This is a genomic window from Leptospira yasudae, assembly GCF_003545925.1.
GTDB lineage: Bacteria > Spirochaetota > Leptospiria > Leptospirales > Leptospiraceae > Leptospira > Leptospira yasudae.
The window spans coordinates 51,271-76,661 of sequence record NZ_QHCU01000002.1 but is presented as its reverse complement, the minus strand read 5'-3'; the positions used below and the strand labels follow the sequence as shown (position 1 = coordinate 76,661).

Below are 25,391 nucleotides of genomic sequence, written 5' to 3'. Positions count from 1 at the left end.
TATCCACTGAGATGAAAGAGTACGAGAACCTTTTTCCCGAATCGATTCGGACCGAACTAAAATCCTTTGCGGAATACAGATCCGTTTATCAAGAGATCTTCACGCTCAGAAATATTCTAAGCGTCCTTCACTGGGACTCCGAGATCACGCTGCCCGAGGAAGGAAGAGCCGAGAGAGGATCGCAGATCGGTCTTCTTTCCGGATTGATTCATTCGAAATATGCGGGTGAAAGTTTTTACAAACTTGCTGATAAAGCGAGAAACGAAAACGAACAAAAGAATCTTCCCGGCCAAAAGGAACGAAAGGTTGAATTCGAAATTCTGTTCAAAGATCTCGATCGTTCTCGCCGTCTTTCGCAAGAACTTGTGGAAGAATTTTCCGTAACCACAAGCAAAGCTCACGCGGTTTGGGCCAAAGCAAGAAAGGAGAATCGATTTGCGGATTTCGTTCCGATTCTTTCAAAAATCGTGGAACTCAGCAGAAAACAAGCCGAGTGTTATGGTTATCAAACGGAAGCGTATGACGCTTTGCTGGAAGGTTATGAACCCGGCGAAAGAGCTGCGAACTTGGAAAAGTTATTTTTTAATTTAAAGAATTCCTTAAAACCTCTCGTTGCGAGAGGAAAGAAATTCTCGAATCCGTTTCCGAGGGAGATTCCGATCTTCCTTCAAAAACAGCTCGGAGAAATCTTACCTTCGATTTTAGGATTGTCTCCAAAAATCTCCCGTCTCGACCCGAGCGAGCATCCGTTTTCAACTTCGCTCGGCGGTAAGGACAAACGGATCACGACTCGTTATGATCTGAAAGATCCCCTTTCTTCTATATTCAGTATTTTGCATGAAACCGGGCATTCTCTTTATGAAGCGGGAATTTCAGAAATCGAAGGCGGTCCTTCTCCGTTGCACGATTCCGTTTCCTTGGGAATTCACGAATCACAGAGCAGACTCTGGGAAAATCAAGTGGGAAGATCCAAAGAATTCTGGGAGATGTATTATCCGATTCTTCTCAAGACTTTAAACATCCAAGAAAGCGAACTGAGTTTCTCGGAACTTTTTTCGTATATCAATCAGTCTTCTCCGTCTTTGATACGAGTGGAGGCGGACCAGATCACGTACAATCTTCATATCATTCTACGTTTTGAAATTGAAAGGGAGCTCATCAACGGTAAAATACAAGTTGCGGAGTTGCCGGAGATCTGGAATTCCAAAATGAAGGATTTATTCGGAATCGATGTTCCTTCCGATCGCGAAGGAGTTTTGCAGGACGTTCATTGGAGCGGCGGCGCCTTCGGTTACTTTCCGACTTACACGCTCGGAAATATTTATTCGGCCCAGCTCTTTCAAGCGTTCTCCAAAGAGAACCCGAATTTTGCAGCGGAGGTGAAGAAGGACCAAGACTTTTCTTCTCTCCTCAATTGGCTGAGAAAAAATGTCCATTGGAAGGGAAAATACGAATCCGCGGAAGATCTGGTTCGATCAGCGACCGGTTCCGATCCGGATTCTTCCCATCTCGTAAAATATCTCGAACAAAAGCTTATCGAATTGGAATCGATTAAACATGGATGAAAAAGAAGAACTCACGGTAAAGTCGTTTGAAGAACTTTCCTACTTTGACAATTTAGCGCTCTATTATCTTTGCAACGAAACGCCTCCGCAAACTCTAGCGTTGGCTTTTTTGATCGGAGACAGCAAGGTTTGCGGTTCTATGCTCGGAGTTCTGGAAAACAATCGAAGACAATATGTTCATCAGTTGATGACCGAACAGAAAGACGCCGAAACTTCCAAAAAAGAATCCGCCGTCCAGGGTCTTTTGATCATCGCGGAAGGTTTGATTACGCGAAAACTGATCGAGAAAAAAGGCAAGTTCTATTACGGAACGAAACGTTAGTCGCTCTTCTTTGTAAACGCGGAGAATCCTAGAAGAGCCCAAGCCGCCAAAAAGGAAACGCCACCGATCGGAGTGATCGCTCCTAAAATTCGAACTTCCGTGATCGCCAATATGTATAAAGATCCTGAGAAGATAAGAATTCCCGTTAGAAACAAAATCGCGGAAATCCAGGCAAAACGGTTCGCATGCACGTACCCCGTTAACGCTAAGAGCAGCGGAGGAATGCTGTGAATCAAGTGATAGCGGTTTCCGGTTTCATAAATAACGAGCATTTGTAAGCTTAGAAAGGATTTGAGGGCGTGCGCACCAAAGGCGCCTAACGCAACACCGAGAAATCCGGAAAAAGCGGAAAGGATGAGAATCGTTTTTTGTTTTCCTGTCATAGACTCAATGAAATTCCGTTAAAATTCCTGAATAGCATAACTTCGAAATCGAATGCATCTTTTTTGGATTAAGAAGAATAGATACGCGGTTTGTTCTATATCCAATCTTGAATCGAACAAGGCTTTGATCTTATTCTTTTCCATCTCTTGTTTGAGTTCGTCATAAAAACTCGTCTTGCCGAAAACGAAAGAAACCGGCACCAACGCTTCCCGTTCTCCTTGTCTCAAAGGAAGAATCAACGTAACTCCTCTTTGACAACCTTGGCTTTGCCCTTCAAAGCGAATGATTCTATGTTTGGACCAGTCCCAATCGTCAAGAGAACCGTGAAACATATCCTTATGCGGAAGAGAAGAAGTGGAATGGATGAATCCATCGAATCCGAACAAGCGCAGCCTTGTGGAGGCGTTTCCGTAATGAATCGACGGATCTCTGAAATACGTTCCCGCAATGGAAACCTGATTTTCTACGGACAACACAGGCTCCGTTGGATACGGCATCGGATTCCGTTTTACGAGCGTTCTGCGACTTCCGATCGGAAGGGCACAATTCAAAAGTAAAATCACACCTAATAAGAATAAGGTGGGAATTTTAAGAAAAACCTTCATTTCTTTCTACTCTTTCTTCATCAATCTTTGAGGAAGTTTTACGCCGATACCAGTCACTCGCGTGCATTTGTAAAAATAGAGATTAAAGAATATCGATTTGATGTAGTAATCCGTTTGAACGTCGAAGAGAAGATCCGCCTTATCCTGAATCGCGTTTTGAACGGCGGCTTCGTAACTTTCATCGCCCGTATAAACGAGCCAAAGCCAACTTTCTCCGCAGGATTGTCCCGAAAGTTTTCCAACGGGTTCCATTCCGCGGACGTCCGTATAACTCTGCGAATAGAACCAGCCGGGAGTTTTTACATTCGTGTAAATGCAATTCCCGATTGTAATAAATGTAATCAAAAGTATGAGACAAATTCTTATCGATGAAATCTTCATTGTGTATTCCTGAACGCTCCGAAACTTCGGAAAATTTGATTTCGCAAAAAACAAAAGTCAAGGGAAAAGAATCGCGAATCGTTTTTCGAAAGAAAAAAATCCCGTTTCGATGCCGGATAAAAAATTTCCTTGTATCGGTCGAATCTTGTTCTTCAATAGGAAGTATGTCTCTCGTTAAGGATTCATCCTATTACATTCGATTGGAAAATAATTTCGGTGCTGCGAATTACGAACCGTTGCCCGTAGTATTGGACCGAGGCGAAAGAATTTACTTATACGACGTCGAAGGAAAACGTTACTTCGATTTTTTATCCGCGTATTCGGCGGTCAATCAAGGACATTGTCATCCTGAAATCGTTCGGACTTTGATCGAGCAATCTCAAAAACTCACTCTGACTTCGAGAGCATTTTATAATTCTAAACTCGGAGAATATGAAGAATATCTAACGAACTTACTCGGTTACCAAAGGCTTCTTCCCATGAACACCGGCGTGGAAGCCGCCGAAACTTCGGTGAAGCTCTGCAGGAAGTGGGGATATAAAGTAAAAGGAATTCCGGAAAACAAGGCTAAGATTCTTTTCGCTTCCGGGAATTTTTGGGGAAGAAGCATCGGCGCTATTTCCGCATCCACGGATCCTTTGAGTACGACCGGCTTCGGGCCGTTTGTCCCCGGATTTGAAATCATTCCGTTTAACGATCTGAATGCGCTGAAACTCGCTTTGCAGGATAAGAATGTCGCGGGCTTTATGGTCGAACCGATTCAAGGAGAAGCGGGAATCATCGTTCCGAACGAAGGTTATCTCGCGGAATGCAAACGGCTCTGCAACGAAGCGGGCGCTTTATTGATTCTTGACGAAGTGCAGACCGGTTTGGGAAGAACGGGAAAACTTCTCGCAGGAGATTATGAAAACGTAAAACCGGATATTCTCGTTTTGGGAAAAGCGTTGTCCGGCGGGATTCTTCCCGTTTCCGGAATACTTTCCAGAGACGAAGTGATGTTGACGATTCGACCGGGAGAACACGGCTCCACATATGGAGGAAACCCTCTCGCATGCGCGGTTGCTAAACGTGCGGTTCAAGTTTTGATCGAAGAAAAAATGCCGGAAAATTCTTTCCAAATGGGAGAAGTTTTCCGTAAGAGAATGAATCTTTTGAAATCCAAATACGAAGATGCGATCGAAGCGGTGCGCGGAAAAGGTTTGTTGAACGCGATTCAATTCAGGGAAAAGAACGGAAAGTCGGCGGCGAAGGAAGTGTGCAATCAACTTCTGAAATTAGGACTTCTTGCAAAGACAACGCACGATCATACGATTCGATTCGCTCCTCCTCTCGTCATTCAAGCCGACGAGATGAATTCCGCCTGCGATATTATCGACGACGCGGTTCGGTTTTGTCTTGACTAGGAAGAAAATCGAAGTATCCAAAGAAAGTCATGCAAGCCGACGATAAAAAATACATCCGAGTTTGGAATAAGTTAAGCGTTTCCGAAGTTTCCTCCCAGTTATTATTGATCGACGACTTGTACGGAACTTGCGGAAACTGCAAGCACCTCGGTTTGAATTATACGAAGGATACTTCCTGTCCGGAATGCAAAACGAAGTTTCGTTATTTAGCTACGAACTCCAAATCACCGGCGGAGATCGCGAAAATTCTCAATCGTCTTGAAAAAGAAGGTCTCGATCTGATCTTGATCGATCGCGAAGATTTCAATCAATCCAAAGCAAAGGACGCAGTGAAGGATCTTTTCAAACCGGTTGAGTGAGCTTCTGTGGAAGCTTCGCTCAAGCTTGCAATTCTATTTTATTACTTTATAAAATTGTTCCGACAAACGATTCGATTCGAACTGTTCTTGTAAATTACTCCGGCTTTGACTCAAGAAGACGTTTTAAACCTTGCACGGCTCTTTCCAAATTCTCCAGAGGCTCTTTTAACTCGCTTTTATTCAAAGAATTCTTTGCGTCCGCGGAATGAAGTTCTCCATAACTTTTTGCCATAAAGCCGTGAAATGATTTTTGAACTTCTCCGAGTGCGGTTTCAAAATTCTTCGGATCGACAGCGCGTTTGTGCTGATAGAGTTTATGGAAATATCGAAATCCGAAACGAAGCAGAAAAATCGAATAAGCCGGAATCAAAAGATAGAAGGCTGTTAACAAAACCGGTCCTAGGTTCCAGGTTTGAGAAAGAGATTGGTGAAGGAAAGATCGAATCGTCGATACGATCAGAACTCCTAAGGTATAGTTCAATCGGCTCGTAGTCGGAGAGATCGTGTTGAATAAAAAGACGAGAACCAGCGAAAAGATCAAAACCAGGAATAGGTCCAATGGAACAATGGAAAAAAGGATCTTTAAAAACGAAGTAATTACTCCGATCGTATCAAGAAATGATTGGATAGACTGAGATAGGCTGTCAAAACTCGTTTTCAGATCTGAAAAAAAACCGGTAATCTGACTCATGAAATGGCTCCAAAAAATTCCTGGCTGGAAGAAACTCCAATTCTTCCTAAAGAAACTGCAAGAACTTTCCTTTTTACAGAAGCTTTATCTGGTTTATTCTGTGATCGGAGTTTCCTTTCTGATCCTGCACGAAAGTCATCTTCCCGTTTTTTTTATTTTGATTTTGGTCTTAGGCGCGTACGCGGTTGCCACAGCTTTTTTCTTTCTGATTTCGTTCGCGTTCGGAAAACTTCTCAAGGAAGAATCGGTTAAGAAGTACAAGATCGGTCCGGATTCGGCGACGACCTACGATGCGATCCGGATTCTTTTGAACCCGATCGTCGAAGCGGGCGTCTTTGTCTCCTGCATCTTATTGCTGTTCTTTACGGATTTTTATTCCAATCGGTCCGGAATTATATTTATCGCTGTTTACTGTGGAGTGGGTTTCATTCTCCGTTTTTTAGACAGCAGCGTATTTTACAGAATCGCTTTGCTCGGATTGATGGTTTTGACGGGGGGGCTGCTCAGTTTTAAAGCCCTGCAACAGGCCGAGATTCTGACGTCGTATCTTCTTTTTAAACCGACCTGGGAACAGAAAGAACTTACGAACTGGAGCTACGATTCCGAATCGAGAACATTAAAGAATTCTGATATTCAGGTTCAATTTTCCCTACCTGAGGATTTCTATTTTCACAATCCTAAAAATCTCACCTTGAAGGATCAAACCGGAACTGGTCAAATCGCGGGAATCATTTCCTCCAGCGAAACCGATCCGAATCGTTATCCGTCGATCAGAATTTTTTATTTCCCCGAGCCGTTTTTGGAAATCGACAAGGTCAAACCTGAGTTTTTAAAATTTCTGGATCTTGCGATCAATCAAGGCGAAATGATCGAGGTTCATGAACTCGGCGAAGAGAATTTTGAAAAGAGAATGGATGGAGTTTTTTGGACATACTACGATAATCTCAGACCTCGCTACGCTAAGACCGGATTCTTCATCGCGTCCGGAGACAAACTTCCGGATTCGTTTTTATTTCATATTTCTGAAAGTTTAGTCAAAGGAAGAACGCACGAAGAGGCCGTTGAAAAAATTCTCCAGAGTTTCAAGCGGGAATAAAATATTCGTATATCTAAATATACTCATATATGACTGGAAAATGGAATCCTAAAATTCAAGCTGAAATAAAGTCGAATCCGCCTTTGAACTCGGTCACGATCCGTTTTTCGGCCAAAGTCTGGGTTTATCCCGGAAAAGGCGGTTGGCATTTTTTGACATTAACTTCTGCGGCTTCTAAAGAAGTTCGATCCTTAGTTCAAGGAACTTCCTGGGGTATGATTCCCGTTTTAGCGGAGATCGGCGGTACGAAATGGAAAACGTCCATCTTTCCGGAAAAGGATTCTCCCAAATACGTTCTGCCTCTCAAAGCGGACATACGTAAAAAAGAAGGAATCCTGCCAAATCAAAAGATCAACGCTTCCGTCACGATTGAATTCTAAACTTCCTCAAAAAGACGACAATTCAAAGAGCGCACGTTCAATTAGAATCAAATTATGCTTTTTGCAAGTCGCGATCGTTTATTCAAAAAGTTTAAAGCCGATTACAGAGAGTGGGTCCACCATCGTTCCCTGAACCCGCAAGCCTAGGTGGAGATGCGGTCCGGTCGACATTCCCGTGGAACCCACTTTGCCGATTTGGTCGCCCTTCTTCACTTTATCGCCGACTTTTACGTTCAATTCGGATTGATGCATATACAACGAATACACTTCCAAGCCGTGATCGATTACGGTGAAGTTTCCCTCATAATACATCGGTCTGGATAAAATTACGGTTCCGTCGTTGATCGCAAAGATCGGAGTTCCGACTCCGCCTTTAAAATCGACGCCGCCGTGCGCTTTGCCTTTGGTTTTGTTATAAACCCTTCTTTTATAAAACGGACTCGTAAAGTGAACTTCTTGCACGGGATAAACGAAATCGGAAACGATTTGCAAATCGGTTTTGGATTGAAACGCTTCAGCTTTGGCTTTGGAACATTCAGCGATAAAATCCAAAGTTTCTTGAGGAAGTTCCTGAGAAGTGTATTTTTTATCCATCGTTAGGGAGGAAACCTTCGTCTCGGAAAAGTTCGTTTTGTGAACGGGGATTTCGTATTCCTTGTAATCGTTTTTGCGGAATAGATTCTTATCTTGAATTTCTAATATTCCACTTTTCTTATCAAACTCGGGTGATATTGGAATCCACGCATATAGAACGCCATCCCGCAGTGTGGACGGAATTTCCTTTTTCTCCCAGAGAATTTTGATTCGATCCAATTTGGAAAGAATGGTTTTTTCGGGAATTAGTTTCATGAACAGAAGTTCTCCTTGGGAAAACTTCCTTGTTTGAATCGAAAAGAAAAAGAGAGACTCCTTTTTTTTGATGATTTCCGATTCTCGGTCCTCTTTTTTTACGTTCTTCTTCGGTTTTTCCTTGGGCTCTTTTTCCTTTTTGGAAATTGCAGGGATGGTCGAAGCGAGCTTTACGTCCTTTTGTTTCGATTCGGCTTTGTCTTTGGAAACGATTGATTCTGCTTTTAAGAAACAGGTTAGGAAAAGAAGAAGATAAAAAATTCTGAAATATTTCTGCATTGGTTCCTGCTATGTTTTTCGGGATGATAGGACGTACAATTAAAATCGTTTTGGAAATTTATTGCCTTTCCGGATTTTTCTCAATTCGACAACAAAGCTGTCTCAGTAAATCCGACTGATTTTTTGGGACTTTTCTTTCGTTGGAGGCCCGCTCTTCTTATGTCTTATTAGTTCGGAATCGAGATCCTGTTAAAAAAATCGAATTCTCCATTTTCTTTGAAAATTACCTAAGCAAATTTCCGATTCGACCGATTCTTGATAGCAGGGATCGGATAACACAGATGAAACAAGAGGAATGGTTGGAGCAGCTTACGAAACTTTTCCAGGACGAGATCAATCTCTATTCGAACGTTCTGGAATTGGAGACTCAAAAATCGGCCGCGGTCGTTCAAGCCGACGGTAAGTCTCTCGAAGCGATTACTAAAAAGACATACGAGCTGCTCGTAATGGCCGCCGAGATCGAACGTGTTCGCATGAAATCGATCGAAGAAGTCTATCGATCCAAAAATTTCGCGCTTCCCGAAGGCGGCGCGCCTACGTTGTCCGATTTTTTAAACCGACTGGACCGAGATTCCAATTTCCGTTTAAAAGAATACGGTTCTTCCTTAAAATCCGTTCTTCATCGTTTAAAAGAAAAAATCAAATCGAACGAGAAGCTGATTCTTACCCGCCAGGAAATTCTTTCCAGAACGATCGACGTAATGAAGGAAAAGGCGATGGAATCCGGCGTAAACACGTACGGTTCGGGAAAAAACCCCGAACGCAAACAGCCGAAGAGACAGGCTTTGATGCTCAACGCTTCGGCGTAATTGATCTTATATTTCGTAATAGGAGGAAGCCATGGGATCCACATTTTCAGGACTTGAAATCGGAAAGCGCGGTTTGACCGCTCACCAACAAGCGCTTCAAACCACAGGCCATAATATTTCCAACGCGGATAACAAGCATTATGCGAGACAGAGAGTCACTATGACCGCGATGGATCCATTGTATGATCCTTCTCTGAACCGCGCCAATCTTCCCGGCCAAATCGGACAAGGCGTCGAGATCGCTTCCATAGAAAGAATCCGAGACAACTTTATCGACGATCGTATCATTGAAACTTCGGGGAATAAGGATTATTGGGCGGCCCGTAACGAATATTTATATCAACTGGAAACCGTCTTTAACGAACCGAACGGAACCACGCTGAGAACGTTGATGGATAAATTCTGGTCTTCTTGGGAGGATCTTGCTAATTATCCCGAAGATAACGCACATCGTTCCGTTGTTCTCGAAAAAGCGAACGGACTCGGAAGCAGAACCGAGGACGTTTATCGCAAGCTCGCCCAATTAAGAGATCAAGCCAATCGCGAAATCGAAACGAAAGCGTATCATATGAATACGATCGCCGAAAACATTCGGACGCTGAACGAAAGAATCGGGAAATCCGAGGCGCTCGGAGATCGGCCGAACGATCTTTACGACAAACGAGACGCTCTTTTACAGGAACTTTCTTCCTTAGTGGATGTTACGATCGGCCGCTCCGACGAGGACGAATTGATGGTCTTTATCGGTCAGCAGATTTTGGTTCAGGGAAACAAAGCGAACAAGATCGATATTCTCGGGAATCCTTCCAAAGACGGACTCTTGGATCTTTATTGGTCCGCGACGGGAGATCCGGTTCTTCTCAGAAAAGGAAGATTGCAAGGATTGATCGAAGTTCGCGACAAGATCATTCGTGAAAAGATCGATCAAGTGGATTCTCTCTCCATCAACGTGATGGATGCCGTGAATGAAATCCACAAAGACGGTTTCGGAATCAACGGAAACACGAATCAAGCGTTCTTTAATATTCGTTCGTTGTCGATCAACACCTTTGGAGAATACGATTCGAACGGAGACGGTCAGAACGACGTTACTGCGATCTTTCGTGTAACCGGTAAAAACACGATCGATCCGGATCGTCCGATCGGAATCAACGGAACGATTACGTTCAATCAATCCGACTCGAAAGAAGCTCCGGTTCTGATTCCGTATTCGACAAACGACACGTTAAACGGAATCATTAAGAAGATCAATGCGTCTCGCTCCGGCGTCGTCGCGTATATGAACCACGACAATCAATTGGCGTTGAAAGCGACCGTTGCCGACGATCATCCGAATAAGAATTTTATCCTCAGACATATCGAAGATTCGGGAGACCTTTTAGTAGGAATGACGGGGATCTTGATGGCTTCCGGTCCTGCAGGAGCGTACGACTATAAACGTCTCGGCGAGATCAACAAACTTCAGGCTCGTTCCGAAGACATTACTCTTACTCCGCACTTTCATCCTTCTTCTCATTTTAGAGTCGCGGATTCGATTGCGAATAACGTTGCGAACATCGCCGCGGCTCGCGGTAAGGATGTGGGCGGTACGGGAGATTACAATTCTCCCGGAGGTCATAAAGACGGGCGTAACGCTTTGATGGTCGCTTCGGCTTTGAGAAACAGCCCTGTGATGGTCGATTATTCCAAAACGACGGATGATTTTTATAACACGTTGATTTCCAAGCTGGGAACGGAAGCAAGGGAAGCGAAGCAGGAATTCGGGATTCAAAACGATCTTATGAGCGAACTTGAAAACATGAGACAATCGGTCATGGGTGTGAACCTGGACGAAGAAATGGCGAACATGGTCCAGTTCCAACATTCTTACAACGCATCCGCGAAGATGATCAATACGATGAACGAGATTCTCGATACGATCATCAATCGATTGGGAGCTTAATCTCGCGGAAGTTTCCGCGAGTAAGGAGAGAATTTTATGATGCGCATTACGAACATGATGCAGAACAACAGTCTGGTTCATAATTTAAACAGACATCAGCTTCAGATGGACGAGACGCAAAACCAGCTTTCGACGGGACAAAGAATTCGTCTTCCTTCCGACGAGCCGGGCCGTGCGACGAATCAGATGTTCTTTCGTTCCCGGTTGAACGAACTCGATACGTTTCAAAGAAATATCGACGACGGTAATTCCCGTCTTCAACAGATCGACGGAGAACTCGATCGGATCGGTTCCTTGTTTCAAAGAGCAAGAGTTCTCGCGGTTCAGGCTTCCAACGGTATCTATCAAGGAGATAAAGGTTTCGAACTTGAAGTCGCGATCGGTAAGGAAATCGACGAGATTTTAAGAGCTTTAGTCGACATCGCAAATACAAGAGATGCAACGGGCCGTCCTTTATTCGGCGGACACGTGATCGAAAGACCTCCTTTCGAACCGATCGAATCCAAGATCAAAGGTCTTCAAGGAATCGAATTGAAGAATCAATACATCGGAGTCGAATATCGCGGCGATATCGGAGAACAACTCAGAGAGATCGAAAAGGGAGAATACATTCCCGTAACGATTCCCGGAAACAAAGTTTTCTGGGGAACGAATATGAGTATCACGAGCAAGGTGGATAACTCCGGTTACGTCGCTTCTTCCGATCAGAAATTCAAAATCGACGGCGTGGAAATTCACGTCTCGGCGGGTGATACGATCGACGATATCATCGATAAGATCAACAATTCTCCGCTTGAAGTAAAGGCAAACAAACTCGCTCAGGATAACATCAGTTTAAGTTCCACCGCGCCGCATCAGATCTGGATGGAGGATGTGGAAGGAGGAACGATCCTAAGAGATATCGGACTCGTCGATTCAGCAACTTCGGAACCGCCGAACAACTATTCCAAGTCGGCGACGGTGACCGGCCTTTCCGTTTTCGACGTGATGATCCAGTTTAGAAACGACCTGATTCAAAAAGATCAGGAAAGAATTTCGGGACGAGATCTTCAGGATTTGGATCTGGCGATGGAAAACATTCTTCGTTACCGCGCGATCGTAGGTGCGAGAATGAATAGAATGGAAGAACACGCGCAACGAGTCGATTTCGATAAGTCTTATATGACCGAACTTCTTTCGAAAAACGAAGGAGTGGATTTTCCGGAAACCATCATGAATATGAAATGGTTGGAAACGGTTCATCAATACGCGTTGAACGTCGGATCGAAAATTATTAAACCGACATTGATGGATTTTCTGAGATAAGAATCGATCGGTAAAACGTTCGTATAGGAAATTTCGAAGGTAAAGATACAAAATGGGAATCGAGATTCAGACAAAGCCGTTCGGGAAAATGCAAATATCCGAAAAACAAATTCTATCTTTTCCGGACGGTTTGCTCGGATTTGAGGATTACAAACAATTCGCACTCATCGAAGAGGAAGAGGAATCCGTTTTTAAATGGCTGCAATCGGTCGAAGAGGTGGATCTCGCATTTGTGGTGATTCCTCCTTCTCTGTTTAAAAAGGAATATAAGCCGTTGATCCCCGAGCAGGAGCTGCAAGGGATCGGAATCGCCGAGGTAAAAGAAAGTCTGACATTGGTGATCGTAACGATTCCCGGTGAGGACCCTTCTTTAATGACAGCGAACATGCAGGGACCGATTCTAATCAATAAGGAAACGCTTTTAGGAAAACAGTTCATTTCAAGAAACGAATCTCATTCGGTTCGGGAAAAGATTCTCGAATCGGCCGCAGTGGAGATGGGATAAGTGCTGGTTCTTGCAAGGCGGACCAACGAGTCGATCATGATCGGCGACGACATTGAAATCGTCATCGTCGATATCAAAGGAGATCAGGTAAAGATCGGAGTCAAAGCTCCGAGAAACGTCTCCGTTCACAGGGCCGAAGTCTATAAGGACATTCAAGAAGAGAATAAAAAGGCCGCTGGAACCAAGATCAAACCGGAAGATCTCGGTAAGATCGGAAACATTCTCAAGAAAAAGGACATCAAGAAAAAAGAGTAAATTTCTTGAAGAATTTCTTTTTAACCCGAAACTCTATCAGGGTTTCGTTATGAACCGATTTCGAATTTTTCTTATATCGATTTTATTCGTGTCGTGCTTTGCGGGAATTCGCAAGGAACTCAACTATTCCTCCGATTCGATCGCGTTTTATTCTTTTGAAAACGATCAAAACACGCCTGCTTGGTTGGATCGCAACGTTTCTTATCTCAAAAATGAACAAAGACAAAATTTTAAAAAACTGATCTCGCATGCCTTGTTTCAAATGGGGAATCGAAACGATTCTTTGGTGAACGATACCGCTTTGCGGATTTTTCCGAAGGAACTGAGTTCTGAAATCGGGCAGCGTTCTTTCGATAAATTCGAAGCTTCTCCTCGACATGTGTATCAACTTTGGATTTTAAAAAAGGAAGATCCGATCAATCCGGGAAGAAGAATACGAAGAACCGTCTTTCTATTGTATCCGACTTCCGAATCGATTCACTTTCTATTCTATGAATTGAATCAGTTCATAGACTTTCAAACTCCGTATACGTTTCAAGATTGGTCGAACTATTCCCTTTCGGAATCAAAACCTAAATCTTCTCTGGAAATTTTCATTCCTGATTCCGCAATCGGAACATTGTCTTATTATAAGGACGACCTTGGAGAGGAGAAGAAGTTCCACGTCGTATTAAAAACGAATTCGAATCCTACGAAGGACGAGGAATCTAACGAAGGAAAGAAAGAAACTTCTTCGAAAGATGCAGAGAAACGTCTGATCGAATTGAAAAACCTTCTCGATAAGAAATTAATTTCCGAAGAAGAATACAAGAAGAAGCGGGAAGAAATTTTAAAATCTCTATAATCGTCTTGAAAGAAGGAAATTCTCAAAAAATCGGAGCGGCTCTGCGAAGAGCCACTCCGGAGAGAATAGTGAAGAGAATTGGATTTCTCCGCCCCAAACTCTATGGGAAGTTCAAGACGGAAAAGTTTCCTATAATGAACATATCCTCTGGACTGGATCTAAAAGACAGAGAAAAACGATTCGTGCTGTTAGATTTTTATTCGAATCGTCACATTGAGTTTCAACTCGTAATAATTTATTGAGTACGTCGTATTCGATTTGACGCTTTTTTTATCAAAAAGAGTGATTTGTAGCACTTTATAAAAAGCAAAGAGCTTTAGCTCGCTGCCTTTCCTTCCTTCTCTTGCCGATCGGCTTCGAAAGCGGCTTCCAATTGACGCATCGAGTTCTTTGAGAACTTGATAAATTCCTTTTCATCATCCCGAATTTGAAACTGTCCTTTGAGGGTTAGCTCATCGTGAGCTCGGAATTTTCTGATTTTTTGTTCTACTTCGGAATCCAGAAAGCCGAGTTTACTCAAAGTTTCCCCCGCTAACTCGAGCGCGGAGGCGAACGTATCTCTGCGGATGATCTTGATTCCGAGTTCCATCAGTTTAAAAACGTGCTCCCTGTTCCGAGCTCTTGCGATGATGGTCAGGTTTGGAAAGTGTTTTTTAACAAGCTCTGCAACCTTTACGGAAACATCTATATCCTGAATCGCTAATATGAATAAATCTGCGTGTTCCGCTCCGGCCGAACGCAAAAGACTGAGTTTGGCGGCGTCTCCATAATAGATCTTATAACCGAATTTGCGCGCTACATTGACTTGATCAGGATTGTGTTCCAAAGCGGTAAAGCCGATTCGGTGAACGAACAACATCCTTGCGATGATTTGACCGAATCTTCCGAAACCGGCAATGATGACGCGGTTTTGTTCTTCGATTTCGTCCTCTTCAAGTTCCGAATCTTTTTTAAATAAGAGTTCGGCGACCTTATCCTTAACGATACCAAGGACCGGAGTTAAACCCATGGAAAGAGTGACAACCGCAATTACCAGATCGGCTCGGTCTCTCGGAAGAATGGAAAGTGATACGCCGACTCCTAAGATCACGAACGCAAATTCTCCGCCTTGGGAAATCGTAGCAGCGAGATTCAAAGAAGACTCTTCGCTGTGTTTGGAAATTCTTCCCAACAGATAAAGGATCGCGGCCTTCAAAAACATCAGGCCTAATGCGAACGCGATAACAAGAAGCGGATCTTTTAAGACTTCACCGAGATTGATCGACATTCCCACTGCTAAAAAAAACAGACCGAGGAGCAGACCTTTGAACGGTTCCAAGTTGGACTCAAGCTCGTGTCTGTATTCCGAATCGGCCAAGATGACTCCGCCTAAAAAGGAACCGAGCGCCATCGATAATCCGACTTGGTCCATCAACAACGAAAGTCCAACCACGATCAGTAAAGAAAGTGCGGTAAAGATTTCGTGATTCCCCGTCGAGGCAACGAGCCGGAACAGCGGTCTCGCTAAAAATCTTCCGGCTAAGATCACTGCGGATATCGTACCGATCGCGATCAAAATGGGTTTCACGCTTCCTTGAGATGTGTGAGCCGTATGCGCTTCTCCCAAGAAAGGAAGAATCGCCATAATCGGAATCACCGCTAAGTCTTGAAAAAGAAGAATCGCGAAAGAAGTTCTACCGTGGGCCGTATTGAGTTCGTTCTTTTCTCCCAAAACCTGGAGGGCAAACGCGGTGGAAGATAATGAAATGCTAATACTGATAACGATTGCCTGTGAATTTTCGAGACCTAAAAAAGAAAGGGCCGCAAAAAATACGAGAGACGTAAGAACTACTTGAAGCCCCCCCAAACCGAAAACGGGTCGTCGCAAAATCCAAAGTCTTTGCGGTTTCAATTCAAGTCCGATCAAAAATAAAAGAAGAACTACTCCGAACTCGGAAAGATGAAGAATACTTTCAACATCGGTGATCAATCCGATTCCCCAAGGGCCGATGATCGTGCCACCGATCAAATATCCGACGACGGAACCCAGACCGAGTCTTTTAAAAAGCGGGACCGAAATTACGGCCGCGGAAAGAAATACGATGAGAGTAATGAGTAAATTATGATCCTGCATTCTTCTTCCTTGAAAAGTTTAGACGATCTAAGCGATCCCAATGGACCTCAAAACAACTTCATAAAAGAAATTACGAACGAATGCGCGTTTCCGGGCCATCTTGAAGAAACGTAATTTCCGTCGATTGTAGCGTGACCTCGTTTCAACTTCTTATGATTGTCTCGGAAAATGGGTTTCGGTCCGAAATGAAAATCCTTCGGATCTTGAAGCGCGGCTTTTACTTCATCCTCGACGGATTGAGGATAAGTCCGATAATAATTTCCGAGCCACAATCGGGTAAGATTCCACGCTGCCATTTCTTGCGATTTTAAAAGCGCGGTCGTCTTCTTTCCGAAAAGAATGGACCGATCGCTTCCGGGTAATTTACTCCGCGCGGCCAAAACCACTCCGTGACAAATCGCTCCCACCGGTTTTCCGGTGGCAAAGAATGCTCCGACAAAATCTTGAAGTTCTTTCGATTCCAGATATTCTTTCATTCCCGGGGCGTGTCCACCGGGAAGAATCAATCCGGAAAAATTCTCCGGTTTTAAATCCCGATACGAAAGAGGATTTTGAAAGTTAGAATCCGCGATCATCTCTTCGTAAGCAGCTCTCGCTTTTTTATGCGCGATCAAAAGCGGCCTCCAAATTCCGAGTCCTTTCCCTGTGAGCATTCTAAAATCGGCAACTCCGGGTTTACCGTTCGGCGTCGCAAAGAAAACTTCAAAGCCGTTCTCCTTCAGAGTCTTCCAAGGAATCGCGCTTTCGGAAGGATCAAAATCAACGGTTGGGAGAGGGATGAGGATCTTGTGCTTTGCGGCCATAGGAAGAATTCTATCCCTTCTCTTAAAAAATCAACACAGAAGAAGAAAGATCACGGTCACGAAAAAAAAATATAAAAGCCGTTGAAATTCGATTCGAGGCGCGATTTTTTTCTTGACTAAAACAGGAAAAATATATTTTGTAAAATTAAATTGTGCACAATCTAAACGGAGATTGAAATGAGCCAGACATTATATGATTTAACCGCGACTCTCAACAGCGGAAAAGAGCAAAAGCTTGAAGACTACAAAGGAAAGGTTCTTCTGATCGTGAACACCGCAAGCGAATGTGCTTTTACTCCGCAATACGCGGGTTTACAAACCCTTTACAACAAATACAAAACGGACGGATTGGAAGTTCTGGGATTTCCTTGCGACCAGTTCAAACATCAGGAGCCGGGCTCGGACGAAACGATCAAAGCTTTCTGCCAAAGAAATTACGGCGTGGAATTTCCGATTTTCAAAAAGATCGACGTGAACGGAGACAACGCTCATCCGGTGTTTCAGTTTTTGAGAAACAAAGCGACAGGATTTTTCGGAAACGCGATCAAATGGAATTTCACAAAGTTCTTAGTCGATAAACAAGGAAACGTAATCAAACGCTTTTCTCCGATGACGACTCCTGAAAAGATCGAAAAAGAAATTCAGGATCTTTTAAAAAAATAAACACGATTCCCGTCCGATAGAAAGGACGGGTTGCTTTTATGACTTCCGCGAAAGAACTCCTTTTAGAAAATCAGATTTGCTTTCCTCTCTACGCTTGTTCCAGAGCCGTGACGGCCTTGTATCGTCCGATCCTGGAAGAATTGGGCTTAACCTATCCGCAATACCTTGTTCTATTGGTTCTTTGGCAAGAGGACGGATGCAGCGTAAAGGAGATCGGAAAAAAGTTATATCTCGATTCCGGTACGCTGACCCCGCTGCTCAAACGAATGGAAGATTCGGAACTTGTGATTCGAAAACGTTCGGAAGAAGACGAACGCTCCGTAGAGATCTACCTTTCCTCCAAAGGTAAGAAGCTGAAGGACAAAGCCGTCTGCGTGCCGACGAAACTTTTGGAAAACTTGGACGTGGATAAAAAAAGTCTTACCGATTTAAAGAACGATCTCGATCGCTTGTTGACTCTTCTTTCCGAAAAAAACGAAGTTTAATTTTCTTTTGCCGGGCGCAGAATACTTGCGATTCCCTCTTCAAAATCCGTTTTAAACTTCAGTCCCAAATCCTTTTGAATCAAATCGCTTACCACGATCGAAGATTCCTGGATATATTGGAGATTGATTTTTTTCTTTGTGATCTTGGCAAGAATCGAGTTCGCCAAGTTGAATAAAAATAAAACCAATCCGGAAAGCCGGACTCGAACGAAAAATTTTCCCGGAATCGATTTCTTAAACAGAGATTCTATGTCCTCGCTCGATAACGCGTGCGGATGTGCAACGTTGTAGATTTTTCCGGAAGCTTTATTCCATTTCTGTACTATGCTAAGGATACATTCGATCACATCGGAGGAATGAACCATCGACTTTTTAAAGTTCGGATTTCCGGAACAAAGCAGAATTCCGTATCGGAATAGTTTCAACAGCTTATTCAAAAAACTTTTATTCGTGGGTCCGTATACGGAAGCGATGCGGAGAATCACGAAAGAATTCTTCCCTTTTTGAAGGATCGATTCGCATGCAATTTTCGATATCGCATAAAACGTATCACCCTTTAAGGGAGAAGTTTCCGTAACCGGTTTTTCGGAAAATCCGTAGACCGAAGAGGAACTCGAAAATAAGATTCCTGTTTTTCGATTTTTGGACGCAAACCGAAGAACTTTCTGAGTAACGAGTTCGTTTCCCCGTTTGTAATCTTCGAGAGTCGCCGCTTCTCCGCTTACTTTTCCGGCGAGATGAACGATGAAGTCGGGTTTTTCTCCGATGGAAATTTCCGAATCCTTCTCAAGATCGATTTCATAAAATACGAAATTCCTGTGAAACCGAATCGTATCCGGATACGAGGAAAGATTTCTTCCGATACAAACAACTCTGTATCGTTCGAGCAGTTTCGGAACGAGGATCAAACCGAGGGAACCGCTTCCTCCGGTGACAAGAATCGTTTGGATGGAATCTCCTTTCTCGTTCATGCAGCCATCGTGAAGGAGATAGAAAGATAATGAAGAATTTTTTAAATTTCGTTCCGATTTTTCATCTGGACAGAGTGAAAATAAGAATCAACCTTGTTGTTCAAAATCCAAACTTAGAGAAGAATACGATGAAAAAGATTTTTTCAGCGCTTTTGATTGTAACCTGTGCAATGGCTCTTTCGTTTTGCAAGTCCGAAGAAAAGAAACAACCTCCTCGCCAGGAGTTTCAACCGAACTCCGATATTAGAACCTTTGAAGTGGGAATGATAAAAGAAGGAGATAAGCGAATCAAAGCGGAAGCGGTTCTCGGAACTCCATCCGTGGAATTGAACACGCAGGACGGAGCGGTTTTGGAATGGTATTTGGTTTCCACCGATTATCAGAAGAATTCTTACAAGACATTGGCGGAAAAACCGGCGAACATCACCGAAGATACGAAGTTCATTAAACTTACGATCGATAAGAAAGGTGTTATTAAGAAAATGGAATATAAACTCTAAGAGTTTAATCCGCCACGTCGTCTTCCATTAAATCCAATCCCGCGAGTCCGACTAAAAAGTCGAGAAGCTCCGCGGGGTTGAATCCGATTCTTAAACCCACATACGCGCCCAGATAAATTTCGATCTGATAGAGAAAACTTCTCGGATAACCGTCTTTCTTTTTATTCAAAGCCTGTAACGCGTTTTGAATGGCGGGATCGTTGCGGTCGAATGTCTGTTCTTCGATAAATCGTCTGTAAAATTCTTCCTTCTTTCTTTTTCTTCGTTCCGCAACCGGGATGTTGTAAAAGGAAAGATAACGAAGTTTCTGACTTTTGATATTGTATCGTTCGTTTAAAAATTCAGGTACTTTATCTCCGGGAGTTTTCGAGTTCGCGAGGTTTTTGAGTTCTTCTTGAACTTCGGGAGAAATTTCTTCGCTTGCTTCTTCCGTTTCCGAAGTTTGTGCTTCCGCGCCCAAAGGAAAGAACGTATCTCCGCCTAGAATTCCGAAGATCAATTGTTGTGATCGATACGAACCGAAATATCCGCCTCTTAGTCCGTATCCTTTTCCTAAATCTCTTTTACCGGGTTCGGATTCTCCGCCTTGAAACACAAAGCCCGCGGCTAAAGGACCGATTCTTACGCCCGCTCCGTAACCGGGAGTTTCCACGCCCGCTGTGAAGATGTCCTTAAAGTCGTTTTTTCTGTTTTGAAGATAGGTCGCGCAGTTCGTAGCGCTGATCAATAAATAAAGGATGAACGTAATTAAAAGAAAGGATGAACCGCCGTTCTTTTTCGTGTTCGAGAAAATCACAAACCCACTCTGTTTTGATTTGTTCCTTAGGCAACCATGAAAAAGAAAACGAAACACGACGTTTTCTGATTGTTTCCGGCATTCTTCGCTTCTCAATAGCAATCAGAATGGAAGAAACAAAACCATCCGAACTTATTTCCGCAAATATCGCCGTTTTAGGAGGAGGACCGATGGGTGTCTTTCTCTCCACATATCTTTCACCGCAGGCAAAAGAAGTTTATCTCTGGTATGACGATAGAAAACGCGCTCAAAAAATCGAGAAGGAAAGGATCACTTCTTTGCTCGAAGATTCGATCACTCTTCCCGAAAACGTCCGCGTCAAAAGCGAATTCGATTTTTTAAAAAGCGGATCCTGGGTTTTAATCATCGCGGTTCCTTCCCGATTGATGGAAGGGATTTTGGACGAGCTTGCAAAGGTTTTGGATAAGAATTCTTCTCATTTTATTTTTACGTTTACGAAAGGACTTTTGTCCGCTTCGACAAGAAGAAAATCGAATTGCATTACATATTCTGAATATATCCAAAAACTCTCCGCTGCGAACGAATTTAAAAATATCGAATATACGGCGGTAAACGGCCCCAATCTTTTGGGAGAATTAAAACGGGGACATCACAGCTTTTATTGTCTCGCTTCTTCCGGGCCGAGATCGGTGGATATTTTCGAATCCTTGTTTGCCGGATCGAGAAATCATACGAAAACCTACGAGGACTTGGTCGGCTTGGAAGTGTTCGGGGTGATGAAGAATCCGATCGCGATCGCATGCGGTATCGCATCGGGAATTCCGGAATGCGGGAGCAACTTCGAAGGAGAATTGATCAGCCTCGGTTATTCGGAGATTCTCACCCTTTTGGAAACGCTCGGAATTCCGACCAGACCCGTTCAAGAATACGGTCTCGCAGATCTGATCGCGTCCTGCACGTCGCGTTACAGCCGGAACAAGGCGTATGGACATCGCTTTGTCCACAAGCTGATTTCGGGAGAAGATCAACCGAATCTCATCGAAAGAATCGAACTCTTTTTTAATCCTGCCGAATTCATACAAAAAGAAGTAAGTCAAAGTGAAAGTCACGTAGAAGGCGCGTTTGCGTTGGCGTCGATCACTGCGTTGGCGGAAGAGAAGAATGTAGAGATTCCTTTGTACAATACGTTGTTTCAAATTCTTACTCGAAGGGTTTCACCGACGGAATTGATTCGATTCGTTTCCAAGTCCACATCGGACGAAGTGCGTCACATTTCCAAAACCGCAACGAAACGGTCCGGCTTGGGAATGGCTTCCGGAAAGAAATTTCAAGAAGCTTTGAGCAAAAACGTTCTGCGTCATATCAACGGACAACCCGGAATGACGGACCGAATCGTAAAACAATCCGCGCTTTTGATCAAGGCTTTGGAAAAACGATACGCGGAAGCGCAAGAGGCGAACGATATCACGGATCTTTTGCAGATTCCGAAAGAAATTCAACTTTGGAAAGAAGTGGAATCGGTCTTTCAGGAAAAGGGAAACAAGGATCTTACGAGAATATTAGATTTTTATGTTTCCGAGATCGCCGATGATTACAAACCGTTTCTACGAGATACTCTCATTCATTTGATCGCGCCGACTCGATACGTATTGAGCGGTTTTAAACCGGGAGCGGGATTGCCTAAAATCGGCGGTTGTGTTAAGGAAGTCAAAGCGCTCGCTTCAAGATACGATATTCTTTATACGCCAACGCATCGATCGCATTTGGATTCCGTGGAAGTCGCTTTCGGATTAAAATGGCTCGGACTTCCCGTACCTCGATACGCGGCGGATAAGAAAGTGATGGCGACACCGGGACTCGCGAACATTTTGAAATCGCTCGGCGCGTATATGGTCGATCGAAAACGAAATCGGAATATTCTCTATTTGGAATGTTTAACCCAATATTCCACGATGATGCTGGAGGCCGGAATTCCGACCTTGGTCTATCCGGAAGGAACTCGTTCAAGAACGGGCGGAATTATTCCGATCAAAACCGGAATCTTATCCACTTCCGTGGATGCGTACAAACATACAGGATCCGAAGTGATCGTCGTTCCGATCGCGTTGTCCTATGAAAACGTTCCCGAAGACGAGGAATTCTGCGGAAGCGATAAAAAGCCCGGATTTAAGGATTTCTTTTATAAGAGAACGGAAGTCTACATGGATCTTTGCGAGCCGATTCCCGTTTCCCGTTATATTCACGAAGAGGACCCGACGGGTTCCATCGGTTTCGAAATCATGCAAGGGTGGAGAAAATACAGAAGAATTCTCCCGAACCAATTGATCGCGCGTTTGATGGTCGAAACGGGAACCGATGTCGCAATCAAAGATTTAAAGAATCTGATTCAAGAAACGATTCTTACGAAAAAAGGAAATTATCTTACGAAAGATTCGGATGAGATTTTAAATCGAGGTTTGAAGGTCTTAAAACAAAGAAAGATCATTTCGGTCGAAAACGGAAACGCGAAAGTACTGGATCGGAATTTGATCCAGTACTACGCGAATATGTGTACGGACGAATCGACTTAATCGATTTTGATTTTAGAGGCGAGCAGCGCTGCGCGTTTGCGAAGAGAGGAAATTTCTTCTCCTTTTGTGGAATAAGAAAGAGTAACACCCATTCTTCGATACGGTCTTGTAACCGGTTTTCCGAAAATTCTGAAATCCGATTCGGCCATTCCGGAAGCGACATCCAATCCTTTGACTTCGGGAGTTTTTCCGTCCGTGCTTGCAAGAATCACGGCGCTTGCTCCTTTTCTTTCCTGAACGATTTCCAAAATCGGAATTCCCAAAATCGCTCGGAGATGAAGCTCGAACTCGTTGAAGTTTTGTGTTCCGGCTAACGTGACCATTCCCGTATCGTGCGGTCGCGGAGAAAGTTCGGAAAAGTAAACCTTGTCTTTTGTAAGAAAGAATTCCACACCCCAGATTCCCGCTCCGGTCAGAGCTTTTGTAACCGCGTCCGCCATCTTTTGCGCTTCTTTGAGTTGTGTTTCGGAAAGCTCGGCGGGTTGCCAACTTTCTTGATAATCCCCTCTTTCTTGTCTATGACCGATCGGCGGGCAAAAAAGAGTTCTCCCGCTTTTTTGAGTTACGGTTAAAAGTGTGATTTCCGAATCGAAAGGAATGAACTCTTCTACGATTACTTCGGCGGCTCCGGCGCGCCCTTTGGTTTGAGAAGCTTCCCAGGCTTTGGAAATTTCTTCTTTGGATTTGATCACCGATTGTCCTTTTCCGGAAGAGGACATGAGAGGCTTTACTACACAAGGAATTCCTAATGTTTCAACGGCCTTTCTGAGTTCTTCTTCCGAAGACGCGTATAAATATTTTGCGGTGAGAAGATTGAGGTCTTTTGCAGCGAGATCACGGATCGCTTTTCGGTTCATCGTGAAGTTTGCCGCTTTTGCGGAAGGAACGACTTGATATCCTTGTTTTTCATAGTCGTAAAAACGTTCGGTTCGGATCGCTTCGATTTCGGGGACGATCAGATCCGGTTTGTGCTTTGCGACGACCTGATCCAAAAGATCTCCGTCGAGCATATTGATGATTTCCTTTTCGTGCGCCACCTGCATCGCGGGCGCGTTATCGTAAGAGTCGACTGCGATTACGTGTTGTCCCAATCGCTGCGCTGCGATTACGAATTCCTTACCGAGTTCCCCGGAGCCTAAGAGAAGAATTTTCTTTTTCATATCCTGTCGGCAGAATGTAGGAATTCTTAGAAAGATCAAAAAGAAAATCGGAGAACCGATTCAATTTCTCGCAAAATCCGATCATAACCGGATCTTGCGTTTTTCTTTTACTTCGATTTCGTTTTAATCTGGAATGTATGATAGTCGACGTAATCGATATCGTCCTTGTTCAGACGAATAACGCCGGACGGCGTATGAAGAATCAGTCGATTTCCGATCTGCGTCAAGATCGCACCGGAAAGTTTCGTTCCATCCGATTTAACAACGATCTCAAGAACGTTGTAATACTCGCGGATTTTTTTCTCATCCTTAAGTTCGTTCGCTTCCGCATCGGATTCGATTTTTTCCAAAGCTAGATCCAACCTGGATGCCTGATCTTTTTCTATCTCCGAGGAAATCGAAGCGATCCTCGGTTGGGTCGGATCCGGATTTTCCTCCAAGAGCGCTTTTTCTACGAGCTGCTCATCGACTTGGACAAGCGTTTCTAATTCCGCATTTTCTTGAGGCGTTTCTACAAAAGCTTTCTTTTCAAGATTCGGATTTTCCATCTTTTGAAGCGCTTCGAATTCTTTGGCGATATCTTCGTTCTTTTCGATTCTCGTCAAAACGAGTTGAATCATGTGATCCAAATCCGGTTTTACGTAAGAGGCTTCTCCGTTCTCCAAAACGACTTCGTTCTTTTCCAAGAAGGTTACGAATTCCTTATATAGTTCCTTATCAAGCGCTTTGCTGTCTTCCAGTATTTCTTTAGGAATTTTGAATGTGATCGCGACCGCGCCTTCGTAGACTTTGACTTTCGGAGGTTTTCCGTTCGTTAGTTCGAACGAAAAAGCGGTTCCTCGAACTCCTGCGACCGTGGTCGGAGTGGAAATCGTAAAAGCGTCGCCTGTTTTGAGCTTGTTTGTTTTAATCAGCAATTCGCCCGCTTGAACGTAAAGATTTGTTTCTTTGCGGTTAGGATCGGAAATATTTTTTAATGCGACTTTACTGTAGGATTTGATTCGAATCACGTCGCCTTGTGCGGTTTGTATGTCGATCGATCCGGAAGAAGTTTGAATCCAATCGTTTTCCTGAAGAACCAAGCCAGGCTTTGATTTCAGCTTCCTGCCGTTTCTTTCGATAACGACGTCTCCGTTTTGAAAGATTACGATGATCCCGGAAGCGGTAGGTTCGTCTTTAATGAAGAAGGAAGAAATAAAACGGCAGGAGAGATTGAGGCTTAAAATAAAGGACGATAGAATTAAAAAGGAAAGCAGTTTTGTTCGCATTGGAATTTCCTATACCAAGTTAAAATATAATAAATCTGTTAAATTTTAACAGGCTGCAGCGCAGAATTTTCCAGATTTAGAACATATTTTATTTCCGAAAACGATAAATACAAACCCGATTTCGGAT

Annotated in this window: 27 protein-coding genes; 16 read left to right on the top strand and 11 right to left on the bottom strand. The window is 43.7% G+C overall.

The features are described 5' to 3' along the window. Positions 1-11 precede the first annotated feature (11 nt). Together DLM76_RS05490 and DLM76_RS21670 are read left to right on the top strand one after the other, a co-directional pair. Entirely contained in the window at positions 12-1,565 is a 1,554-nt protein-coding gene (locus tag DLM76_RS05490; RefSeq protein WP_167450731.1) for a carboxypeptidase M32, read from the top strand. Further along, entirely contained in the window at positions 1,558-1,887 is a 330-nt protein-coding gene (locus DLM76_RS21670; RefSeq protein ID WP_167450730.1) for a hypothetical protein, read from the top strand. Before DLM76_RS05490 ends, DLM76_RS21670 begins: the two co-directional genes overlap by 8 nt. Here the strand turns inward: DLM76_RS21670 and DLM76_RS05485 are convergent. From DLM76_RS05485 to DLM76_RS05475, 3 genes are read right to left on the bottom strand one after another with little or no spacing between them, the layout of a single operon-like run. Beyond that, the gene (locus DLM76_RS05485) at positions 1,884-2,270 is read right to left on the bottom strand and encodes a DUF423 domain-containing protein (protein WP_118964616.1); all 387 of its coding nucleotides are present in this window, start codon (positions 2,268-2,270) and stop codon (positions 1,884-1,886) included. The genes DLM76_RS21670 and DLM76_RS05485 overlap by 4 nt on opposite strands. An 18-nt stretch (positions 2,271-2,288) precedes the next feature. Continuing rightward, positions 2,289-2,876: a hypothetical protein gene (locus tag DLM76_RS05480; protein WP_118964615.1), complete on the bottom strand. Its 588-nt coding sequence runs from the start codon at positions 2,874-2,876 to the stop codon at positions 2,289-2,291. Between the two features lie 6 nt (positions 2,877-2,882). Next, a complete protein-coding gene (locus DLM76_RS05475) occupies positions 2,883-3,257 on the bottom strand; it encodes a TRL-like family protein (protein ID WP_118964939.1) in 375 nt (124 codons plus the stop codon). Positions 3,258-3,421: 164 nt separating this feature from the next. On the opposite strand from DLM76_RS05475, the gene rocD reads away from it, so the two are divergent. Next, complete coding sequence (gene rocD, locus DLM76_RS05470; RefSeq protein WP_118964614.1) at positions 3,422-4,660, top strand: ornithine--oxo-acid transaminase; 1,239 nt, start codon at positions 3,422-3,424, stop codon at positions 4,658-4,660. Positions 4,661-4,689: 29 nt separating this feature from the next. After that, positions 4,690-5,019 carry a hypothetical protein gene (locus DLM76_RS05465; RefSeq protein ID WP_118964613.1) on the top strand — a complete coding sequence of 110 codons (330 nt, stop codon included), beginning with the start codon at positions 4,690-4,692 and terminating at the stop codon, positions 5,017-5,019. Positions 5,020-5,113: 94 nt separating this feature from the next. Here DLM76_RS05465 and DLM76_RS21530 read toward each other — a convergent pair whose 3' ends face one another. Next, entirely contained in the window at positions 5,114-5,710 is a 597-nt protein-coding gene (locus DLM76_RS21530; RefSeq protein WP_158586022.1) for a hypothetical protein, read from the bottom strand. On the opposite strand from DLM76_RS21530, the gene DLM76_RS05455 reads away from it, so the two are divergent. Then, positions 5,709-6,806, top strand: coding sequence for a hypothetical protein (locus DLM76_RS05455; RefSeq protein WP_118964612.1), 1,098 nt, complete (start codon positions 5,709-5,711; stop codon positions 6,804-6,806). The genes DLM76_RS21530 and DLM76_RS05455 overlap by 2 nt on opposite strands. 83 nt (positions 6,807-6,889) lie before the next feature. Further along, positions 6,890-7,186, top strand: coding sequence for a DUF1905 domain-containing protein (locus DLM76_RS05450; RefSeq protein WP_118964938.1), 297 nt, complete (start codon positions 6,890-6,892; stop codon positions 7,184-7,186). Positions 7,187-7,264: 78 nt separating this feature from the next. Here the strand turns inward: DLM76_RS05450 and DLM76_RS05445 are convergent, their stop codons facing one another. Beyond that, positions 7,265-8,314, bottom strand: coding sequence for a M23 family metallopeptidase (locus DLM76_RS05445; RefSeq protein WP_118964611.1), 1,050 nt, complete (start codon positions 8,312-8,314; stop codon positions 7,265-7,267). A 281-nt stretch (positions 8,315-8,595) separates the two neighbouring features. Between DLM76_RS05445 and DLM76_RS05440 the strand changes: the two genes are divergently transcribed. From DLM76_RS05440 to DLM76_RS05415, 6 genes are read left to right on the top strand one after another with little or no spacing between them, the layout of a single operon-like run. Further along, complete coding sequence (locus DLM76_RS05440) at positions 8,596-9,123, top strand: flagellar protein FlgN (protein ID WP_118954536.1); 528 nt, start codon at positions 8,596-8,598, stop codon at positions 9,121-9,123. A 31-nt stretch (positions 9,124-9,154) separates the two neighbouring features. Beyond that, positions 9,155-11,065: a flagellar hook-associated protein FlgK gene (flgK, locus tag DLM76_RS05435; RefSeq protein WP_118954537.1), complete on the top strand. Its 1,911-nt coding sequence runs from the start codon at positions 9,155-9,157 to the stop codon at positions 11,063-11,065. A gap of 39 nt (positions 11,066-11,104) precedes the next feature. Then, a complete protein-coding gene (locus DLM76_RS05430; RefSeq protein ID WP_118954538.1) occupies positions 11,105-12,370 on the top strand; it encodes a flagellar hook-associated protein 3 in 1,266 nt (421 codons plus the stop codon). A 52-nt stretch (positions 12,371-12,422) separates the two neighbouring features. Continuing rightward, the gene (fliW, locus tag DLM76_RS05425) at positions 12,423-12,875 is read left to right on the top strand and encodes a flagellar assembly protein FliW (protein WP_118954539.1); all 453 of its coding nucleotides are present in this window, start codon (positions 12,423-12,425) and stop codon (positions 12,873-12,875) included. Next, the gene (gene csrA, locus DLM76_RS05420; protein WP_118954540.1) at positions 12,876-13,130 is read left to right on the top strand and encodes a carbon storage regulator CsrA; all 255 of its coding nucleotides are present in this window, start codon (positions 12,876-12,878) and stop codon (positions 13,128-13,130) included. It begins immediately after the preceding gene. Between the two features lie 49 nt (positions 13,131-13,179). Beyond that, positions 13,180-13,974 (top strand): LA_1326/LA_4305 family lipoprotein, encoded by a 795-nt coding sequence (locus tag DLM76_RS05415; RefSeq protein WP_118964610.1) that lies wholly within the window; start codon positions 13,180-13,182, stop codon positions 13,972-13,974. Positions 13,975-14,290: 316 nt separating this feature from the next. Here DLM76_RS05415 and DLM76_RS05410 read toward each other — a convergent pair whose 3' ends face one another. Then, positions 14,291-16,087 carry a monovalent cation:proton antiporter-2 (CPA2) family protein gene (locus DLM76_RS05410; protein ID WP_118964609.1) on the bottom strand — a complete coding sequence of 599 codons (1,797 nt, stop codon included), beginning with the start codon at positions 16,085-16,087 and terminating at the stop codon, positions 14,291-14,293. Positions 16,088-16,134: 47 nt separating this feature from the next. Next, a complete protein-coding gene (locus DLM76_RS05405) occupies positions 16,135-16,890 on the bottom strand; it encodes a type 1 glutamine amidotransferase domain-containing protein (RefSeq protein WP_118964608.1) in 756 nt (251 codons plus the stop codon). A 177-nt stretch (positions 16,891-17,067) separates the two neighbouring features. On the opposite strand from DLM76_RS05405, the gene DLM76_RS05400 reads away from it, so the two are divergent. After that, on the top strand, positions 17,068-17,553 hold the full coding sequence (locus tag DLM76_RS05400; protein ID WP_118964607.1) for a glutathione peroxidase: 486 nt from the start codon (positions 17,068-17,070) through the stop codon (positions 17,551-17,553). Between the two features lie 38 nt (positions 17,554-17,591). After that, the gene (locus DLM76_RS05395) at positions 17,592-18,038 is read left to right on the top strand and encodes a MarR family winged helix-turn-helix transcriptional regulator (RefSeq protein ID WP_118954545.1); all 447 of its coding nucleotides are present in this window, start codon (positions 17,592-17,594) and stop codon (positions 18,036-18,038) included. Here DLM76_RS05395 and DLM76_RS05390 read toward each other — a convergent pair. Further along, complete coding sequence (locus tag DLM76_RS05390) at positions 18,035-19,009, bottom strand: NAD-dependent epimerase/dehydratase family protein (protein WP_118964606.1); 975 nt, start codon at positions 19,007-19,009, stop codon at positions 18,035-18,037. The two genes, DLM76_RS05395 and DLM76_RS05390, sit on opposite strands and share 4 nt — an antisense overlap. Positions 19,010-19,137: 128 nt before the next feature. Here DLM76_RS05390 and DLM76_RS05385 point away from each other — a divergent pair, with 128 nt between their 5' ends. Next, a complete protein-coding gene (locus DLM76_RS05385; RefSeq protein WP_118954636.1) occupies positions 19,138-19,509 on the top strand; it encodes an LIC13410 family lipoprotein in 372 nt (123 codons plus the stop codon). Between the two features lie 4 nt (positions 19,510-19,513). Here the strand turns inward: DLM76_RS05385 and DLM76_RS05380 are convergent, their stop codons facing one another. After that, positions 19,514-20,305, bottom strand: a complete 792-nt coding sequence (locus DLM76_RS05380; RefSeq protein WP_118954547.1) for an LIC13411 family adhesin — start codon at positions 20,303-20,305, stop codon at positions 19,514-19,516. Between the two features lie 107 nt (positions 20,306-20,412). Between DLM76_RS05380 and DLM76_RS05375 the strand changes: the two genes are divergently transcribed. Continuing rightward, positions 20,413-22,836 (top strand): 1-acyl-sn-glycerol-3-phosphate acyltransferase, encoded by a 2,424-nt coding sequence (locus DLM76_RS05375; protein ID WP_118954637.1) that lies wholly within the window; start codon positions 20,413-20,415, stop codon positions 22,834-22,836. Here the strand turns inward: DLM76_RS05375 and purT are convergent. Together purT and DLM76_RS05365 are read right to left on the bottom strand one after the other, a co-directional pair. Beyond that, entirely contained in the window at positions 22,833-23,996 is a 1,164-nt protein-coding gene (gene purT, locus DLM76_RS05370) for a formate-dependent phosphoribosylglycinamide formyltransferase (RefSeq protein WP_118964605.1), read from the bottom strand. The two genes, DLM76_RS05375 and purT, sit on opposite strands and share 4 nt — an antisense overlap. Positions 23,997-24,103: 107 nt before the next feature. Next, on the bottom strand, positions 24,104-25,264 hold the full coding sequence (locus tag DLM76_RS05365) for a FecR family protein (protein WP_118954549.1): 1,161 nt from the start codon (positions 25,262-25,264) through the stop codon (positions 24,104-24,106). Positions 25,265-25,391: the final 127 nt, after the last annotated feature.

Bases quoted from the DNA above. Each gene is read 5' to 3' on its own strand.
- DLM76_RS05490 (WP_167450731.1), top strand. From the start codon at position 12: ATGAAAGAGTACGAGAACCTTTTTCCCGAATCGATTCGGACCGAACTA.
- DLM76_RS21670 (WP_167450730.1), top strand. From the start codon at position 1,558: ATGGATGAAAAAGAAGAACTCACGGTAAAGTCGTTTGAAGAACTTTCC.
- DLM76_RS05485 (WP_118964616.1), bottom strand. From the start codon at position 2,270: ATGACAGGAAAACAAAAAACGATTCTCATCCTTTCCGCTTTTTCCGGA.
- DLM76_RS05480 (WP_118964615.1), bottom strand. From the start codon at position 2,876: ATGAAGGTTTTTCTTAAAATTCCCACCTTATTCTTATTAGGTGTGATT.
- DLM76_RS05475 (WP_118964939.1), bottom strand. From the start codon at position 3,257: ATGAAGATTTCATCGATAAGAATTTGTCTCATACTTTTGATTACATTT.
- rocD (WP_118964614.1), top strand. From the start codon at position 3,422: ATGTCTCTCGTTAAGGATTCATCCTATTACATTCGATTGGAAAATAAT.
- DLM76_RS05465 (WP_118964613.1), top strand. From the start codon at position 4,690: ATGCAAGCCGACGATAAAAAATACATCCGAGTTTGGAATAAGTTAAGC.
- DLM76_RS05455 (WP_118964612.1), top strand. From the start codon at position 5,709: ATGAAATGGCTCCAAAAAATTCCTGGCTGGAAGAAACTCCAATTCTTC.
- DLM76_RS21530 (WP_158586022.1), bottom strand. From the start codon at position 5,710: ATGAGTCAGATTACCGGTTTTTTTTCAGATCTGAAAACGAGTTTTGAC.
- DLM76_RS05445 (WP_118964611.1), bottom strand. From the start codon at position 8,314: ATGCAGAAATATTTCAGAATTTTTTATCTTCTTCTTTTCCTAACCTGT.
- DLM76_RS05440 (WP_118954536.1), top strand. From the start codon at position 8,596: ATGAAACAAGAGGAATGGTTGGAGCAGCTTACGAAACTTTTCCAGGAC.
- flgK (WP_118954537.1), top strand. From the start codon at position 9,155: ATGGGATCCACATTTTCAGGACTTGAAATCGGAAAGCGCGGTTTGACC.
- DLM76_RS05430 (WP_118954538.1), top strand. From the start codon at position 11,105: ATGCGCATTACGAACATGATGCAGAACAACAGTCTGGTTCATAATTTA.
- fliW (WP_118954539.1), top strand. From the start codon at position 12,423: ATGGGAATCGAGATTCAGACAAAGCCGTTCGGGAAAATGCAAATATCC.
- DLM76_RS05415 (WP_118964610.1), top strand. From the start codon at position 13,180: ATGAACCGATTTCGAATTTTTCTTATATCGATTTTATTCGTGTCGTGC.
- DLM76_RS05410 (WP_118964609.1), bottom strand. From the start codon at position 16,087: ATGCAGGATCATAATTTACTCATTACTCTCATCGTATTTCTTTCCGCG.
- DLM76_RS05405 (WP_118964608.1), bottom strand. From the start codon at position 16,890: ATGGCCGCAAAGCACAAGATCCTCATCCCTCTCCCAACCGTTGATTTT.
- DLM76_RS05400 (WP_118964607.1), top strand. From the start codon at position 17,068: ATGAGCCAGACATTATATGATTTAACCGCGACTCTCAACAGCGGAAAA.
- DLM76_RS05395 (WP_118954545.1), top strand. From the start codon at position 17,592: ATGACTTCCGCGAAAGAACTCCTTTTAGAAAATCAGATTTGCTTTCCT.
- DLM76_RS05390 (WP_118964606.1), bottom strand. From the start codon at position 19,009: ATGAACGAGAAAGGAGATTCCATCCAAACGATTCTTGTCACCGGAGGA.
- DLM76_RS05385 (WP_118954636.1), top strand. From the start codon at position 19,138: ATGAAAAAGATTTTTTCAGCGCTTTTGATTGTAACCTGTGCAATGGCT.
- DLM76_RS05375 (WP_118954637.1), top strand. From the start codon at position 20,413: ATGGAAGAAACAAAACCATCCGAACTTATTTCCGCAAATATCGCCGTT.
- purT (WP_118964605.1), bottom strand. From the start codon at position 23,996: ATGAAAAAGAAAATTCTTCTCTTAGGCTCCGGGGAACTCGGTAAGGAA.
- DLM76_RS05365 (WP_118954549.1), bottom strand. From the start codon at position 25,264: ATGCGAACAAAACTGCTTTCCTTTTTAATTCTATCGTCCTTTATTTTA.